This is a genomic window from Methylobacterium sp. J-072, from assembly GCF_022829425.1.
Taxonomy (GTDB): domain Bacteria; phylum Pseudomonadota; class Alphaproteobacteria; order Rhizobiales; family Beijerinckiaceae; genus Methylobacterium.
On record NZ_JAKSYK010000150.1, the window covers coordinates 47,045 to 62,131 of the forward strand.

Annotated in this window: 18 protein-coding genes and 4 pseudogenes; 7 read left to right on the forward strand and 15 right to left on the reverse strand. The window is 66.1% G+C overall.

Annotated features, from left to right (window positions below; translation table 11 throughout):
* Position 1 precedes the first annotated feature (1 nt).
* The 11 genes and pseudogenes from MKK67_RS17575 to MKK67_RS17625 form a co-directional block, all read right to left on the reverse strand.
* Positions 2–1,042 (reverse strand): branched-chain amino acid ABC transporter permease, encoded by a 1,041-nt coding sequence (locus MKK67_RS17575; RefSeq protein WP_243966482.1) that lies wholly within the window; start codon positions 1,040–1,042, stop codon positions 2–4.
* Position 1,043: 1 nt separating this feature from the next.
* Complete coding sequence (locus MKK67_RS17580) at positions 1,044–1,922, reverse strand: branched-chain amino acid ABC transporter permease (RefSeq protein WP_243966483.1); 879 nt, start codon at positions 1,920–1,922, stop codon at positions 1,044–1,046.
* 40 nt (positions 1,923–1,962) lie between these two features.
* Complete coding sequence (locus tag MKK67_RS17585; RefSeq protein ID WP_243966484.1) at positions 1,963–3,207, reverse strand: ABC transporter substrate-binding protein; 1,245 nt, start codon at positions 3,205–3,207, stop codon at positions 1,963–1,965.
* 40 nt (positions 3,208–3,247) lie between these two features.
* Positions 3,248–4,054 carry a putative hydro-lyase gene (locus MKK67_RS17590; RefSeq protein ID WP_243966511.1) on the reverse strand — a complete coding sequence of 269 codons (807 nt, stop codon included), beginning with the start codon at positions 4,052–4,054 and terminating at the stop codon, positions 3,248–3,250.
* A 110-nt stretch (positions 4,055–4,164) separates the two neighbouring features.
* Positions 4,165–5,061, reverse strand: a complete 897-nt coding sequence (locus MKK67_RS17595) for a LysR family transcriptional regulator (RefSeq protein ID WP_243966485.1) — start codon at positions 5,059–5,061, stop codon at positions 4,165–4,167.
* Positions 5,062–5,408: 347 nt separating this feature from the next.
* On the reverse strand, positions 5,409–6,608 hold the full coding sequence (locus MKK67_RS17600; RefSeq protein ID WP_243966486.1) for an alcohol dehydrogenase catalytic domain-containing protein: 1,200 nt from the start codon (positions 6,606–6,608) through the stop codon (positions 5,409–5,411).
* A 68-nt stretch (positions 6,609–6,676) separates the two neighbouring features.
* Entirely contained in the window at positions 6,677–6,976 is a 300-nt protein-coding gene (locus MKK67_RS17605) for a putative quinol monooxygenase (protein WP_243966487.1), read from the reverse strand.
* Between the two features lie 317 nt (positions 6,977–7,293).
* Entirely contained in the window at positions 7,294–7,617 is a 324-nt protein-coding gene (locus MKK67_RS17610) for a chaperone modulator CbpM (RefSeq protein ID WP_243966488.1), read from the reverse strand.
* Between the two features lie 13 nt (positions 7,618–7,630).
* Entirely contained in the window at positions 7,631–8,506 is an 876-nt protein-coding gene (locus tag MKK67_RS17615) for a DnaJ C-terminal domain-containing protein (protein WP_243966489.1), read from the reverse strand.
* Between the two features lie 56 nt (positions 8,507–8,562).
* On the reverse strand, positions 8,563–9,171 hold the full coding sequence (locus tag MKK67_RS17620) for a nucleotide exchange factor GrpE (RefSeq protein ID WP_243966490.1): 609 nt from the start codon (positions 9,169–9,171) through the stop codon (positions 8,563–8,565).
* A 28-nt stretch (positions 9,172–9,199) separates the two neighbouring features.
* Positions 9,200–9,691, reverse strand: a pseudogene (locus MKK67_RS17625) (AAA family ATPase); the annotation flags it as partial.
* A 121-nt stretch (positions 9,692–9,812) separates the two neighbouring features.
* Between MKK67_RS17625 and MKK67_RS17630 the strand changes: the two are divergent.
* Complete coding sequence (locus tag MKK67_RS17630) at positions 9,813–10,709, forward strand: oxidoreductase (RefSeq protein WP_243966492.1); 897 nt, start codon at positions 9,813–9,815, stop codon at positions 10,707–10,709.
* A 33-nt stretch (positions 10,710–10,742) separates the two neighbouring features.
* Here the strand turns inward: MKK67_RS17630 and MKK67_RS17635 are convergent, their stop codons facing one another.
* From MKK67_RS17635 to MKK67_RS17650, 4 genes are all read right to left on the reverse strand, one after another.
* Positions 10,743–10,961 (reverse strand): hypothetical protein, encoded by a 219-nt coding sequence (locus MKK67_RS17635; RefSeq protein WP_243966494.1) that lies wholly within the window; start codon positions 10,959–10,961, stop codon positions 10,743–10,745.
* Between the two features lie 274 nt (positions 10,962–11,235).
* Positions 11,236–11,460, reverse strand: coding sequence for a phasin family protein (locus MKK67_RS17640; protein ID WP_243966496.1), 225 nt, complete (start codon positions 11,458–11,460; stop codon positions 11,236–11,238).
* A gap of 6 nt (positions 11,461–11,466) precedes the next feature.
* On the reverse strand, positions 11,467–11,763 hold the full coding sequence (locus tag MKK67_RS17645) for a hypothetical protein (protein ID WP_243966498.1): 297 nt from the start codon (positions 11,761–11,763) through the stop codon (positions 11,467–11,469).
* On the reverse strand, positions 11,747–12,022 hold the full coding sequence (locus MKK67_RS17650) for a hypothetical protein (protein ID WP_243966500.1): 276 nt from the start codon (positions 12,020–12,022) through the stop codon (positions 11,747–11,749). The genes MKK67_RS17645 and MKK67_RS17650 overlap by 17 nt, the downstream gene beginning before the upstream one ends.
* Before the next feature lie 296 nt (positions 12,023–12,318).
* Here MKK67_RS17650 and MKK67_RS17655 point away from each other — a divergent pair, with 296 nt between their 5' ends.
* The 6 genes and pseudogenes from MKK67_RS17655 to MKK67_RS17675 form a co-directional block, all read left to right on the forward strand.
* Entirely contained in the window at positions 12,319–12,627 is a 309-nt protein-coding gene (locus MKK67_RS17655; protein WP_243966502.1) for a YciI family protein, read from the forward strand.
* 109 nt (positions 12,628–12,736) lie between these two features.
* Positions 12,737–13,480, forward strand: coding sequence for an SDR family NAD(P)-dependent oxidoreductase (locus tag MKK67_RS17660; protein WP_243966512.1), 744 nt, complete (start codon positions 12,737–12,739; stop codon positions 13,478–13,480).
* 166 nt (positions 13,481–13,646) lie between these two features.
* Positions 13,647–13,919 carry a hypothetical protein gene (locus MKK67_RS32950; RefSeq protein ID WP_409568413.1) on the forward strand — a complete coding sequence of 91 codons (273 nt, stop codon included), beginning with the start codon at positions 13,647–13,649 and terminating at the stop codon, positions 13,917–13,919.
* 1 nt (position 13,920) lies between these two features.
* Positions 13,921–14,307 (forward strand): annotated as a pseudogene (locus tag MKK67_RS17665) (RidA family protein); the annotation flags it as partial.
* A gap of 72 nt (positions 14,308–14,379) precedes the next feature.
* Positions 14,380–14,718 (forward strand): annotated as a pseudogene (locus MKK67_RS17670) (RidA family protein); the annotation flags it as partial.
* 282 nt (positions 14,719–15,000) lie between these two features.
* A pseudogene (locus MKK67_RS17675) lies at positions 15,001–15,087 on the forward strand (IS5/IS1182 family transposase); the annotation flags it as partial.

The window sequence follows — 15,087 nt, forward strand, 5'->3', positions numbered from 1 at the left end:
GTCAGACCTCCGCGTTGCGCGCCTTGCGCGTGCGCTTGAACAGGCTCAGCACGCCCTCGGGCCGGGCCAAAGACACGATCATCACGAGGGCACCGTAGAAGATCAGGTCGATCCCGCTGCCGGTGCCGCCGAGATAGGAGCGGCTGATCTCGGTGATCGGGATGAGGATCACCGCCCCGACCAGCGCGCCCCACAGCGTGCCGACCCCACCAAGCACCGCCGGCAGGGCGAAGAGCAGGGAGAAGCGGAAGCTCATCACGCTCTCCGGGTCGATATAGGAGACGTAGGCCGCGTAGAGCCCGCCGCCGATGGCCGTGAAGAAGGCCGAGATCGCCGCCGCCGCCATTTTCGAGCGAAACACCTCGACACCAAGGCTCTGGGCGGCGGCCGGGTCGTCCTTGACCGCCCGCCAGCCGTAGCCCCAGCGGGATTCCGCCACCCCGTAGGTCACGAGCCAGGTGGCGACGAACAGGCCGAGGGCGAGATGGACGTAAGGGACCTTGTCCCGGGCGAACTGGAGTGTCGCCCAGGCATCGGGGTTGAACTGCCATTGCACGCCCATCGCCCCGCCGACGAAGTCCCAGTTCTGCACCAGCAGCAGCCCGGCCTCGGCGATGACGATGGTGGCGATGGAGAAGTAGTGGCCGCCGAGGCGGAAGCAGGGCCAGCCGATCGCCAGGGCCACCAGGGCGGCGATCACCGCGCCGAGCCCCAGCCCTGCCCAGGGGGTGATCCCGTAATTCACGAACAGGATGCTGGTCGCATAGGCGCCGATGCCGAAGTAGAGCGCGTGGCCCAGCGAGATCTGGCCGCAATAGCCCCCGAGGATGTTCCAGCTCTGCGACAGGGCCGCGTAGAGCAGGGTCAGCACCAGCACGTTCTGGAGATAGACGTCCCGGATCGCGTAGGGCAGGGCGGCGAGCGCCGCGAAGACCACCGCGCCCACATAGAGGCTGCGCCGGCGCTTGGCGGTAAAGCGGCGGGCGGATTCGTCCAGGGGTGGCGATCCGGTCGGGGCTGCGGTGATCGTCGTGCCGGCCATCTCACAGCCTCCCGAACAGGCCCTGGGGCCGCACCAGAACCACGAGGAGGTAGAGGGCGTAGACGCCCACCGACTTGAGCGAGGGGGGCAGGATCAGGGCGGTGGCCGCCTCGACCAGCCCGACGATCAGGCCCGCTGCCAGGGCGCCGAACACGCTGCCGAAGCCGCCGAGCGCGACGGTGACGTAGGCGATCAGCGCGAAGGCGCCGCCGACGCCGGGATGGATGTAATAGAACACCGCGAGCACGGCGCCCGCGAGCCCGACCAGGGCGGCGCCCAGTCCCCAGCCGAGGGCGAAGACCCGGTTGCGGTCGATGCCGACCAGGGCGACGGCGCCCTGGTCCTCGCGGGTCGCCTCCAGCGCCCGGCCGAAATCGGTCCGCGTCATCAGAAGGAACAGGCCACCGAAGGCAGCGAGCGACACCAGCGCTCCGAAGATCTGCGGCCAGGGCAGGTAGATGCCGCCGAGGTTGAGGGTCTTGCCCCCGAGCCAGGAGTTGGAGAGGCTGCGGTAATCCGGGGTGAAGAGGTATTGCGCGACGCCCTGGAGCAGGGTCGCCAGCCCGAAGGTCGCGAAGATCTGAACCATGCCCTGGTTGGCCCGGGCGCGCATCGCGAAGCGGACCACGCCGACATAGACCGTGCCGCCGAGCACGAACATCAGGGCGGCGACCAAGGGCATCAGCACGACGGGATCGAGGCCAGAGACCATCACCAGCCCGAAGGTCGCGTACATGGCGAGCATCAAGAATTCGCCATGGGCGAAGTTGACCACGTCCATCAGGCCGAAGATCAGCGACAGGCCGACCGCGACGAGGCCGTAGATCAGCCCGGTGAGCAGGCCGCTCGCCAGCACCTGCACCAGCGCTTGCATCGTCATCGGTGGGTTCCCGCGGCTGCCGAGGGGGTGAAGCGTCCGCTCAAGCGTTCATGGGCCAGACGGCCGGGGCGACGGCCGCGGATTCGGGGAACACCGTCACGAACTTGGTGCCAACGTACTGGATCAGCACCGGCGTCGCGTCCGGGTTTTGACCGCCGGCATCGAAGGCCACCTTCTTCCAAGGCATGATCGTGCGCGTGCCGGGGATGTCGGTGGCCGCCAGCGCCGCGCGCAGCTTCGCGCCGTCCGTGGAGCCAGCCCGGTTAAGGGCGTCGGCCAGCACGAGCATCGCGGTGAACTGGCGCGAGGTGTTGTCATTGAGGTCGCGGTCGGCCCGCTTGCGGAACATGTCGTTGACGATGCCCACCGACGGGCGCTTGGCGGCCAGATCCAGCGAGAAGCTCGCTCGCGAGATCAGCCCCTGCAGCCGCTCGCCCACTGCATCAAACACCGACTTCTCGGAGAAGCCCGCGGCCTGGGCAATCATCGCTTTCGGCTTGTAGCCGAGCTCACCCATGGTCTTGGTGAGGAGGATCGCGTCGTTGGTGTAGCAGGTCGGCAGCAGCACGTCGGCGCCGGCAGTCTTGAGCGCCTGCACCTCGGCGGTCAGCGAGGGGGAGTTGCTCTTGTACTTCACGTCCGCGGCGACCTTGTAGCCGCGCTCGTTGGCGAGCTTGCGCTGCACGTTGGACGAATCGATGCCGTAGATCGTGTCCTCGTAGAACAGGGCCACCGAGTCGATCGCCGTGCCCTGCTTGCGCAGGCCGTCCATGAAATCGAACATCGCCGCGGAGAACATCTCGTCGTTGGCGGCCGGGCGGAAGATGTATTTCAGGTTCCGCCGGGTCAGGCTCGGCGAGGAGGAATCGGCGCAGACGAAGGGCACGCCGTAGCGCTCGCATACCGCGCTCACCGTGGCCGAGACGCTGGACTGGTAGGCGCCGACGATCGCCACGACCTTGTCCTGGGTGATCAGGCGCTCCGCCTCGGCGCGGCCCTTCTGCGGGTCGCCCTGGTGGTCTGCGATGACCAGGCGGATCTTGGCGCCACCGAGACCTTCGAGGCCGACGCCCTTGGCGGCTGGCAGGTCGAGGTCGTGGCTCTCGTTGATCACGTCGAGGGCCGTCTCGAAGGCGCGGCGGGCATCGACGCCGTTCTGGGCGCTGGCGCCGGACAGGGCGTAGAGCACGCCGACCACCACCTCGTCGGCAGCGATCGCGCGGTTGGACCCGAGGCCCGCGAGCGCCAGGGCGCCAGCGGCCAGAATTTCGCGACGACGCAGCATGGGGCGTTCTCCGAGAGGTGCGGGAGCCGGAATGCGGGAATCACGCCATCGCAAATTCGGCGTTGAGTCGGTCGGTGATGAGCATGCAGCCCGGCGCATGGGTGATCGCGAAGTCCGGGCGCGCCGACGCGATCACCGACTGGGGAGTGACCCCGCAGGCCCAGAACACCGGAATCTCGTCCGCGCAGATCCGCACCGGGTCGCCGTAATCGGGGGCGCTGAGGTCGCGGATGCCGATCAGGTCTGGCCGGGCAAGGTGGACAGGGGCGCCGTGCACCCGGGGATAGCGGGCGGTGATCTCTACTGCGCGGATCGCCTGCGCGGGGGTGAGCGGGCGCATCGAGACCACCATCGGCCCCGCGAACGGACCGGCCGGGGTGCAAGGAATGCTCGTCCGGTACATCGGCACGCGCACGCCCATCTCGACGTGTCGCAGGGGCAGTCCGCCCTCGACGAGGGCCGCCTCGAACGAGAACGAGCAGCCGATGACGAAGGCCACTAGGTCGTCGCGCCAGAGGTCGGCGACCTCCGTCCGCTCCCCGACCACCGTGCCATCGCGCCAGACGCGGTAGCCTGGCACATCGGTGGCGAGGTCGAGGTCGAGACCGAGTTCATGGATCGTGCGGCTGCCGGGCTGCGACTCGCCGATCACCGGGCAGGATTTCGGGTTGCGCTCGGCGAACAGGCGGAAATCGTCGGCCAGTCGCTCGGGGAAGACGGCAAGGTTTCCCTGTACGTAGCCGTCGGCGACACCCGCGGTGCTGCCGGCGATCGTTCCAGCGCGGCAGGCGAGTCGGCTGTCGCGCCCGCTCCACGTCGCCCGGGCTGCCAGATCGCTCGCGCGCATTGTCGCCGTGGACGCCATGTTCAGCCTCCTCTGCCTCTCTATGCGGCAAGCCTATCCTTTAGGCAGCGGAGGTCGAATTATCTTTTCTCATCGAAATTCATAAACCTGGCTTATGGGTCTCCAAACCAGTCGAGGGCGATGTCGCGTGCGATCTCGGCGGCCGCCGCCGCGAGGCGGTTGTCCGGCACGTTCTCGTAGGTCGCGGTAAAATCGATGTCTGGCAGGCGCACGGCCGTCTCGACGACGCGCAAACGCCCGTCCGCCAGTTCAGTCCGCACGGTCTCGGCCGGGATCACCCCGACGCCGATGCCCTCCACCGCCATACGTACAATCGTCGAGAGCGAGGCGCTGCTGTAGAGCCGCGGCGGCGGCAGGTTCGAGCGCGCCAGGAGCTCGCGCAGCTGAGCATAGGGATTGGTGTTACGGGGGTAAGTGATCACGGGGTGTCGGACCAGTTCCGCCAAGCCGATCTCGCCGTCGCCGAAATCGAGGCCGGGCGCGGCGATCCAGGCTATCGCGAATCGGCAGAGCGGGACGTTGATCAGGTTCGGCGCCGTGATGGGCCCAACGAGGAAGGCGAGGTCGAGTTCGTGCCGGGCGAGGGCGTCGCGCATGTTTGGCGAGACATCGACCGAGAGGTCCACGGCCACGCCGGGATAGGTCCGGCTCATCGCTTCGATGAACCGCATGAGCCAGGTGTGGACCAGGGTCTCCGAAGCACCGAGCCGCAGCACACCGGTCGTCGCCGTGGGATTGGCGACCGCGCCCATCATCTCGGTGCGTAGGCGCAGGAAGCGCTCGGCATAGCCCAGGAGTTCGCGGCCCTTGGGCGTGAGGACGACGGCACGGGCGCCGCGCTCGAACAGCGGCAGGCCGAACTCCCGTTCCAACGCGGCGATCCGCTGTGAGACCCCGGGCTGCGTCATGTTCAATCGCTCGGCCGCGCGGCTGAAGCTGCCGAGGGTCGCGGCCCAGTAATAGACGTCGAGGCTTTTCAAATCCGGCATGGCGCTTCGGATGCAGGGCGTGGACCATTCAGGACGCTCACTCATCGAACATGTGCGATGCAATCCCCGCATCGTCGGCTTGTCTATGGATCCGCGCCCGCTACGACGTGCCTGACGCCATCGCGACCTACGCCACTCGGATGCCGCCACTCGGATGCCGCCAGCCCGATCAGCCAGCCTCGAAGGCTTTCATGACCTTTCCAGCAACGGTATGAGGCGTCGAGTTGGCAAGTGACGACCTGACCGGCTGGCCTTGGACCGGGCTGATTGAGAGGATCAGCTAGGACCAGAGGAGCAGGTCCAAAATACCGGTCAGGTCAGAGGCGCCCTCGGAATCCGCCGGTAACTCAGGCCGACAGTTTCGTCGTGTTGTGCGGATCGATGACGAACTTCTTGGGCGAGCCCTGGTCGAACATCCGGTACGCGTCGGGCGCTCGTTCGAGCGGGATGACCTCGACGTTCACGACCTTTCCGAGATACGGCATGCGATCCCAGAGGATCGCCATCATCAGATCGCGGTTGTAGTGCATGATGGGTGCTTGGCCCGCCGAGATGTGGGGCGACTTGATCCAGGCCTTGCCGAAATCGATGCGATACGTACCGGCTTTGGCCTCCGGGTCGACGGCCTCGGGATCGCCCGCGGTATAGATGCCGGGCGCGCCGACGGCGCCGTTGGCCCGAACGACCGTGATCATCGCGTTGAGGACGGCGGCCGGATCCTCTCCGGCGCCCGGTCCATTCCCGTGCGCCTCGAAGCCGACGGCATCGACGCCGCAATCCACCTCCCGTTCGCCGAGGATCGCCTCGATCTGGTCGGCGAGCGGTGTTTCGGAAGACAGATCCACGGTCTCATATCCGGCGCCCTTCACGAGCGCGAGACGCTTGCTGTTGGTGTCGCCCACGATGATGCAGGAGGCACCGAGGAGGTGGGCGGAGGCGGCGGCGCACCGGCCGACGGGGCCTGCGCCCGCGATATAGACCGTCGACCCGTATTTGACGCCGGCCTGAATGCAGCCGTGAAAGCCGGTCGGCAGAATGTCGGAGAGCAGGGTCAGGTCCTTGATCCTGGCCATGGCCTGATCCTTGTCGGGAAAGCGAAGCAGGTTCCAGTCGGCAAACGGGACCATGAGATAGTCCGACTGTCCGCCCTGCCACCCGCCGAGATTGAATCCGTAGGCGCCGCAATCGACCGCATCGTTGACGTTCATGCAGGTGTCGGTATGGCGCTCCTTGCAATTGCGGCACCGCCCGCATGAGACGTTGAACGGGACCGAGCACAGGTCGCCTTTCTTGATGAAATGCACGTCCGGCCCGGTTTCGATCACTTCGCCCGTCATCTCGTGGCCGAGCACCATGCCCGCGGGAGCGGGGAACCTGCCGCGGTAGATATGCTGATCGCTGCCGCAGATGTTGGTGGTCACGATCTTGAGGATCGCCCCGTGCGGCGTCTTGTTGCCTTTGGGGTCGACGAGCTTCGGATATTCGAAGTTTTGGACCTCGACTTTTCTCGGACCCATGTACGTGATGACGCGATTGCTTGATGCCATGACGGTTTCTCCTTCTCTCAGTTCTGGATCGAACGGTTAGGGTTCAGCGCTCCCCTCGGCCCGGCGTCTCAGGGCAGCTTCGCCGCGAGCACGTCGAGCGCTTCGATCCGGGGGGGCGAGGCGAAAAGCTCGGGCGTCCGCTCGCTCAGGGCCGCCGCCAGCAGGCCGGAGAGGTGCGCTTGCCGTCCCGCTTCATCGGGAAACGCGTCGAAGATCCCGAACGTCGAGGGGCCGAAGCGGACGCCGAACCACGCGACGGTTCCCGGTTCGTTTTGAACGATGGGCTGGCCGTTTCTCAGAAACGCCTCGACCTCGGCTTCCTTCCCGGGCTTGGCGGCAAGGATGACGAGCAATGCTGACGTGACCATGTGCGTATTCCTTCCGGGTGGGCCGGTGGAAAGCAGGCGTGAACGCCGTTGTGGCACCACGTCGGGACTGGTCCTGGGGCCGCCAGAATGCCGAACACGATTGCGATGACGCCCCGGATAAAGATCGCGCACCGGTTCTAAGCCGGCGAATGCTTCACGATTGCCGGATCGGACGATGTCCGGCCGACACGTGCGGGTCCGGGGCCTCCGCCAGCCTTGCAGAATTCGTCCCGGCTCGTGTCCTCGGTCGGGGCGGCGGAAGAGCGTTGGATTAGGAGATCGAGCGCATCGCAGCCCTGACGCCGATCAGTTTGACTTCACGTTCGATCATGCGCCGCGCAGTCATCGGCAATCTGCCGGCGGATCGCGGCGGGCTGTGCCCGCAAGGCTCGCAGAACCGCCTGCAACACGTGCCGCAAGCCGCCGACCTGATCCACGAGGTCGAGCACGACCGCGATGCCCTCGTCGTTGATCCCAAGATCGTGCTGCAGATCCTGGATCAGCTGGACCCTGGCCAGATCGATCTCGACATAATGCAAAGCGCCCTCCCGGAACGCCGGTGCGAGCCAGCCGGTTTCGAGCCAGATCTGAAGTCGATCGGGGCGCAGGTCCGCCCGGGCCAGGAATTCGCGCTCGTCCATACCGTCCCCCTCCTCACACACGCCGATGCCACGCGGCGACCACGCGTTCGAGCTCGGGATCGGGCCTGTCCGGCAGCTTGATCAGCAACTTGACGTAGGCGTCGCCGGCTGTGCCGTCCGTCCGCGGAACGCCCTTGCCCTTGAGGCGAAGCACTTTTCCGGAATCGCTCCACTTCGGGATCGTCAGGGTCACCGGCCCGGCCGGGGCCGACACCGCGATCCGGCCACCGAGCACCGCCGCGTGCAGCGGAACGCCCTGTTCGAAATGGATGTCGTCACCCTCGCGCCGGAAGACCGGATGTGGGCGGACGCCGATCTCGATCAGGGCATCGCCAGGCGGCGCGCCGCCCTGGCCCGGTTCCCCCTTGCCGCGCAGGCGAAGCGTCTGCCCATCGCGTGTGCCCGGCGGGATCCGGACATCGAGCGTCGCGCCGTCCGGCAGCGTCACCGCGTGGGTGGCGCCGTTGACCGCATCGAGAAAATCGAGGCTCAGGTGATAGCGGAGATCGGCGCCCTGGCGCCTGAGATTCGACCGACCCCGGCGTCCGAAGAACTCGGAGAGGATGTCGTCGGCATCGAAATCCGCAAAGCCCGCATCGCTCGTATAGGCGTGGTCGGCTGATGGCTCGGCAAAGTCGCGATAGTAGCGCTGTCGGGGCCGTTCAACGCCAGAGATGTCGATCTCGCCACGATCGAAGCGGGCGCGCTTCTCCGGATCGTTCAACAGATCATAGGCGCGCGACACGTTCTTGAACTGCTCTTCTGCCTCCGTGTTGCCCGGGTTCAGGTCGGGATGCAGTTTGCGCGCGAGCTTGCGGTAGGTTTTCCGGATCTCATCCGGAGCGGCATCGGTCTTCACGCCGAGAATTGCATAGGGATCGTCGCTCAACGCTTCCTCCCTGCGCCGTCTTGTGGCGAGCCGCGCAACCCGCCGGGCAAGACGCCTTACGGCTGCTGCTGCGATGAATGGGGCTCTTGATGATCGTCCCGGGACGTTCCGCGGCGGGTGACGATGACGCGGGCAGGCCGCAGCAGCCGGTCGTGAATGACGTAGCCCTCCTCCATGACGTCAGCGACGGCCCCAGGCGTGGTCGACGGGTCGTCGACCTCCATGATCGCTTCATGCCGCGACGGGTCGAACGGCGCGCCGAGGGCATCGACCCGCTGTACGCCGACGCGCTGCAGGACCCCCATGAGTTGACGCTCCGTGGCCCGCACACCGTCGATGAGCGACGCGCCCTGAGATGACGTCTGCTCCGCCGCGACGATGGCCCGGCGCAGATTGTCCAGGACGGGCAGAAGCTCGCGGGCGAGGCCTGTCACTGCGAATTGCCGCTCGTCCTCTAAGTCGCGCTTCGCTCGACGCCGCGTATTCTCGGCTTCAGCCAAGGCCCGCAGGGCGCGGTCCTGAAGCGCAGCATTCTCGGCCTGCAGTACTGCGGTCTCGCCCGTGCCCGGCCCGGGTGCCGCGCTCGCTTCGGGAGCCTCCAGAGGTAAGGGCTGGCGGGCGGATGCGGGCGGAGAGCTCGCGTGATCCAAAGGCTTCTCAGCCATCCCATGCCTCCTTCCAATGCTGGTGATGTCAGGCTGCCTGCGCCAAGCTCGAGCCGTTGACGGTGAGCTGTCCGTTCAGGATCAAAACCGGGACCGTGCCACCGTCCTTGATCGCACCTGTGAGAAGCATCTTGGCCAGCGGGTTCTGCAGATGGCGCTGGATCACGCGCTTGAGGGGACGCGCGCCGTAGACCGGATCGTAACCGGCATTGGCGAGCCAGTCCTTGGCCGCGTCCTCGATGTGCAAGGCGATCTTCCGCTCGGCCAACCGTCCTTCGAGGCCTTCGAGCTGGATGTCGACGATCCGGCGCATGTCGCTGCGGCCCAGTCGGTTGAACAGGATGATCTCGTCGAGCCGGTTGAGAAATTCCGGCCGGAATGCTCTGCGCACGACCTCCATGACCTGCTCGCGGGCCGCCTCGGCCGGCTGGCCCTCCATCAGGGCGGCCAGGAACTCGGCGCCGAGGTTCGAGGTCAGGACGATGATCGTGTTGCGGAAGTCGACCGTGTTCCCTTGGCCAACACCTTGCACAACCCCGTACACCTCGACGTCTCGCTCCAGGCGACCGCCAGCGCCTGAGCCGGGCGCGGACGACACGCGCGTACGCCTGTCCATCGTCCATCGGGAGGCGGGAAGCGATATGACGACGCCGACGTATCCAAGCATCGCAGTCGTGGGTCCGGGGGCGATTGGCACCACCGTCGCGGCGGCGCTGCATGAGGTCGGCCGTACCCCGATACTCTGCGGCCGCACGGCTCGGGAGAGCCTGAAGCTGCAGGATGCCGAAGGTGTCGTCGTGGTGCCGGGTCCGGTGCGGACCGACCCAGCGCAGATCGAAGGGGCGGTCGACCTGGTTTTCCTCGCCGTTAAATCGACCCAGGTCGAGGCGGCGGCGCCGTGGTTGGCGGCCTTATGTCGTACGGGCACCATCGTCTGCGTCCTGCAAAACGGCGTCGAGCAGGAATCGACAGTCGCCCCTCATGTCCCGGGCTGCCCGGTCGTGCCGTCCGTCGTCTGGTTCCCGGCGCAGGCCCAGCCCGACGGTTCGGTGTGGCTGCGAGGCAAGGCCCGCCTGACCGTACCGGACGTACCGGCGGCCCGTATCGTGCTCCAGGCGTTGAGCGGCACACGCTGCTCGGTCGAGCTCGCCGCCGACTTCACGTCCGTGGCGTGGCGCAAGCTGCTCCAGAACGCGGTCGCGGGATTGATGGTTCTCAGCGGCCGCCGGTCCGGGATGTTCGCCCGCGCCGACATCGCCCAGTTGTCCCTGGACTATCTGCGGGAGTGCCTTGAGGTCGCCCGCGCCGAAGGCGCGATCCTGGGGGACGAGGTGCCGCAACAGATCGTCGAGGGGTTCCAGGCCCATCCGGCCGACATGGGAACGTCCATCCTTGCCGACCGGGAGGCCCACCGGCCGCTCGAATGGGGTATCCGCAACGGTGTCGTCCTGCGCCGTGGTCGGGCCCATGGGCTCCCGATGCCGATCAGCAACGTGCTGGTGTCGTTGCTCGCGGCTGCCAGCGACGGTCCCGGCTGATTTCCCAGGCCGACTCCCGGGATTTCAGCGCTCCTAGTCCATCAGGTAGCGGGAGAGGATCTCGCCAGCGGTCCTCAGGCCATACGCCGAGGCGCTTTCGCTCCGGCATTGCGGGACGAAGGCCGTCGTGCCCTCCTCTCCAAGTCCGGGTGGGGATTCACCGCAGACCGACATCGACTCCCGATCCTGACGCTCGGCTTCCAGCGCATGATCGGTCGGGATGGCCTCGAAATGCCCCACACTCATCGTCATGTCGGCCCATCTCCAATCGGTGTTCCTCATCGCGTCAACGGACGGCAAAAATGACCGGACGACCGTCGAGGATGCTCGTTAGGACGCACGACAAGCCGATGCCGGTCACGAGGACGGTGAAGGCAATCGACAGTAGGGTCCGAGGCCAAGGCGCATTGCCGAGCGATGCCACCACGAGCAGACGTGCAAGCGTTATCCGTCCATTCGATGCGGATGCCGAGAGCTGCATCGAACCGGCCTCGGAGCGCGCGGTTTCCCGAGGCCCAGGGGGGCCTCATGCCGGTACGTCGGCGCCGTGGTCCGTCATCGCAGATAGCAGCTTCCCGGCTTCGTCCGCAGCCTTCATCGAACTTTCCGCGATGGAGTGGCTGTCCCTGAGGATATGCTCCAGGTTCTCCCGGACGAGTTCGCCCTGGATCGCGCCAAACGCGTGGACGGATTTCGCGTGCATCAGGCGTTCCATGCCGTCGAAGTTCCGCTTCCACTGGGCTTGAACCATCTCCATCTAGCTCTGAGACGACGCCTGGAACGCCTTCGTCAGCACTTCGCGGCATTGCTTCACCGCCACCATGTTCTTCTTCGACTGGATCGTCAGGCGTTCGCCTTCCTCCCCGGAGAAGCCGAGGGCGCGCCCGAAGCGTTCCGTGGCCTCCCTAGCCTGCCGCGCGGCCGCCTCCATGCCGTTGGGCATCGGCCAGATGCTCGTGTCGCGCATCCCGTTCGCACCGGCCTTCACCGTGTCGGGGAAGCCCTCCGCGCGAGCGTCGTGCAGGGATTGCGAACTGTTATCCTGGGCGTTCATGCTGATCCTGCTGTCTGTCGATCCGTGATCGAACCCGGGCGGGGCCGACCCTCGAATACCGGATCTCCTGCGGGTAATCGTCGAGGATCTCTCTTTCGAGCGCCTGCCGCTGGACGGCCTCAAGCTCGGGAAGGATGTCATCGTCCCAGGCGTCGTGTGCCGAGATGAGCTTGACCACGCCTGCCGTCGTCTCGAACACGACCAAGACCTCCTCCTGGGCGTACTGGTCATGCGGGTCGATGCAGGCGTGGCTGGGCATCGTCGTCCTCCGGCGTCACCACGGGGTCGAGGCAATGGTGCTTCGGACACGCTCATGGTGACCGACCCCGGAAAAAGTCCGATGCGCAGGAGTTGAGGGGGCATGATCCCCGTGCATCGGCCCGACGACCGTGAGGCCGCCCGGAGCCTGACGCTAACAGGATGCCGGAACGGACGGTCGAACCAGTTCCGGTTACCGGCTTTGCGGAAAAGCGGGACGCGACGACTGCATGTTGAGCCCGGCCAGGCGTATAAAGCATCATTCGATGGCGCAGAACCTTTTCGAGGCATGCGATCATGATCGGCGAAAGCGGACCCCACTATTTCGTCGTGTTCCACACTCCGGGACCAAAGTGGGTCGAAGGTACGCCCTACAACGAGCAACCCGGCTTCCAGGATCACGTCGCCTACATCAGCGACTGCCACGACAAGGGCGGGATCGTACTCAGCGGCCCGTCCATTGAGACGGTTGGCGGCCTGTCCGGGAAACTGGCATCCGGCGGCATGGCGATCTTCAAGGCCGCGGACCTGAAAGAGGCGACGCGGTTTGGAACGGACGATCCCACGGTCCGGTCCGACATGCTCGACGTCGAGGTCAAGACCTGATGGGTCCCGTTCCACGACTGACTGGGAAGCACGAACCCGAACCTGCACATCGCCAGCTACCATTCCCTGTCCCAGGGAATGCTTCCGATCAACGAATATGGAGATCGAGATGAGCAAGCTTGAAGGACGGGTGGCCATCGTCACCGGTGCGTCGAAGGGGATTGGGGCGGGGATCGCGCTCCGCCTGGCGGCGGACGGGGCGAGCGTCGTGGTCAATTACGCGCGCAGCGCGGAGGCCGCGGAAAAACTCGTCACGACGATCAGGGCGGCCGGCGGGCAAGCCAAGGCGGTTCAGGCGGACGTCTCCCAGCCCGCCGAGATCAACGCGTTGTTCGACAAGGCGACCGCCGCCTTCGGACATGTCGACATCCTGGTCAACAATGCCGGCATCTACGAGTTCGGCGACCTCGCCAGCATCACGCCGGACTCGATAGACCGCCAGTTCGGGCTGAACGTGAAGGGTTTGATCCTCGCTACCCAGGCGGCGGCAAGGGTGTTTCTCCCGACCGGGGGCGTGGTGGTGAACATCTCGTCCGGGGCCGGCGTCACGCCCATCGCCCAGGCACAAATCTACAGCGCCACGAAGGGCGCGGTCGACAACCTCACCCGCTCATTCGCACTCGAACTCGGGGCGCGCAGGATCCGCGTCGTCGGTGTCGCTCCGGGGTTGGTCGCGACGGAAGGCACGAGCGCGATGGGCGAAGAGGGCATGGCCCCGTTCGTCGCGCGCACGCCGCTCGGCCGCGTCGGCCAGCCGGCCGACATCGCAGCCGCGGTTGCCTTTGTCGTGTCGGGTGACGGCAGCTGGATCACCGGCGAGACCCTGCAGGTCGGCGGCGGATTGCGGCTCTAGGGGGCATCCCTGGCCGAATGTCTGCCTTCGAAGATTGGTCCCGTCCTTCGCGACCGGTTTCGACCGACCATGGCTGATCGACCGAGCGATGGGACAGGTCGGAAACGGACAGCGATGTTGCGCGGGACACTTCGGATGACCCGTAGGTCATATCCCGATCCCCGACGTGACGATACTTCGGGACGAGATCTCCTGGGAGAGGTTCACGGCCATCGCCTGGACGAAGGACGGGTCCGGCTTTTTCTATTCCCGGTTTCCCGAGCCAGAGAAGGAAGCCGCCGATCTCGCCCGTTCGGAAGGGCATGCCGTCCGCTTCCACGCGGTTGGAACGCCCCAATCGCGGAACCGGCTTATCCATTCCACACCGGGGCGGCCTCATCTCTCGCTTATCGCGGGGGCAGGCCAAGGTGCGTTCGCTTCCAACGTGAAAGGACGATGAGATGGCAAAGCGTGAAGCCGTGTTTCCCGCCGACCGGGGCGCCCTATACGAGAAGCACGCATATTCCGCGGCAGTGCGATCGGATGACCTATTGTTCGTGTCGGGTCAGGTCGGCAGCCGCGCCGATGGTTCGCTCGAACCCGGTTTCGAAGCGCAGGTTCGCCAAGCCTTCGCCAATCTCGAAGCCACGCTCGCTGCGGGAGGATGCACGTTCGACGACATCGTCGACGTGACGTCGTTCCATACCGATCCGGAAACGCAAATGGGCGCGGTCATGGCGGTCAAGAAGGAGAAGTTCCCCCAAGTTCCGTATCCGAACTGGACCGCGGTCGGAGTCACTTGGCTCTCGGGCTTCGATTTCGAGATCAAGGTGACCGCACGCATTCCATCTGGAACATCGGTCTCGGTAAGCCGCCGCAACCCGCCCACGATGTGGGACATGGCCTCGCTCGGCTACTCGCACATCAGTGTCGCGGAACCAGGCCGCCTCGCCTTCCTGTCCGGGCAGATCGCAGCGGCGCCCGGCAACGAGCAAGTGCCCGACGACCTTGCCGGCCAGGCAAAGCTTGCGACCGCCAGCCTCGCCGCCGCACTCAAGGAGCTGGAGGCAAGCGCGCAAGACATCGTCATGATGCGCGTCTACGTCGTGAATGCGACGAGCGAGGCGTTCGGGCAGGCCCTCACCCCGCTGCGCGAACTGTTCGGGGACGCGATGCCCAGCATCACGACGATTGGCGTCCAAGCCCTCTACAAGCCGGAAATCAAGGTCGAGATTGAAATGGTGGTCCGGGTGCCCTGAATGGAGATCTGCGGTCCCGGCTCGGCCGACGGTTTTGCAAGTCGTCGCCATTCCTTGGCCTCGACCAGCCCGATCGGGTGACCGTCGGGATCGCGCACCTGGCACCGCGTATCGGCTTCGTGAACCCTCGACTCGATGAGGAACTCCGCCCCAAGTGCCTGTTCGGCGACAAGCCGTGCAACCTCAGCGGGTCGTGATACCAGCGAGGGCCGAGAGGGGCCTTTGCTAACTTAGAGCGCCTAACAGAACGGCACGGAGCGAGGCTTTCAGCGTTGGTTTAGCATGGCCAGACCGCTTCTGCCCGATGATCTCTGGGATGAGATCGCTCCGCTCCTCCCGCCGCCTCGGCCCCGTCCGAAGGGCGGGCGT

Excerpts from the sequence above, each read along its gene's own strand:
- MKK67_RS17575 (WP_243966482.1), bottom strand. The coding sequence starts at position 1,042 with ATGGCCGGCACGACGATCACCGCAGCCCCGACCGGATCGCCACCCCTG.
- MKK67_RS17580 (WP_243966483.1), bottom strand. The coding sequence starts at position 1,922 with ATGACGATGCAAGCGCTGGTGCAGGTGCTGGCGAGCGGCCTGCTCACC.
- MKK67_RS17585 (WP_243966484.1), bottom strand. The coding sequence starts at position 3,207 with ATGCTGCGTCGTCGCGAAATTCTGGCCGCTGGCGCCCTGGCGCTCGCG.
- MKK67_RS17590 (WP_243966511.1), bottom strand. The coding sequence starts at position 4,054 with ATGCGCGCGAGCGATCTGGCAGCCCGGGCGACGTGGAGCGGGCGCGAC.
- MKK67_RS17595 (WP_243966485.1), bottom strand. The coding sequence starts at position 5,061 with ATGCCGGATTTGAAAAGCCTCGACGTCTATTACTGGGCCGCGACCCTC.
- MKK67_RS17600 (WP_243966486.1), bottom strand. The coding sequence starts at position 6,608 with ATGGCATCAAGCAATCGCGTCATCACGTACATGGGTCCGAGAAAAGTC.
- MKK67_RS17605 (WP_243966487.1), bottom strand. The coding sequence starts at position 6,976 with ATGGTCACGTCAGCATTGCTCGTCATCCTTGCCGCCAAGCCCGGGAAG.
- MKK67_RS17610 (WP_243966488.1), bottom strand. The coding sequence starts at position 7,617 with ATGGACGAGCGCGAATTCCTGGCCCGGGCGGACCTGCGCCCCGATCGA.
- MKK67_RS17620 (WP_243966490.1), bottom strand. The coding sequence starts at position 9,171 with ATGGCTGAGAAGCCTTTGGATCACGCGAGCTCTCCGCCCGCATCCGCC.
- MKK67_RS17630 (WP_243966492.1), top strand. The coding sequence starts at position 9,813 with ATGACGACGCCGACGTATCCAAGCATCGCAGTCGTGGGTCCGGGGGCG.
- MKK67_RS17635 (WP_243966494.1), bottom strand. The coding sequence starts at position 10,961 with ATGACGATGAGTGTGGGGCATTTCGAGGCCATCCCGACCGATCATGCG.
- MKK67_RS17640 (WP_243966496.1), bottom strand. The coding sequence starts at position 11,460 with ATGGTTCAAGCCCAGTGGAAGCGGAACTTCGACGGCATGGAACGCCTG.
- MKK67_RS17645 (WP_243966498.1), bottom strand. The coding sequence starts at position 11,763 with ATGAACGCCCAGGATAACAGTTCGCAATCCCTGCACGACGCTCGCGCG.
- MKK67_RS17650 (WP_243966500.1), bottom strand. The coding sequence starts at position 12,022 with ATGCCCAGCCACGCCTGCATCGACCCGCATGACCAGTACGCCCAGGAG.
- MKK67_RS17655 (WP_243966502.1), top strand. The coding sequence starts at position 12,319 with ATGATCGGCGAAAGCGGACCCCACTATTTCGTCGTGTTCCACACTCCG.
- MKK67_RS17660 (WP_243966512.1), top strand. The coding sequence starts at position 12,737 with ATGAGCAAGCTTGAAGGACGGGTGGCCATCGTCACCGGTGCGTCGAAG.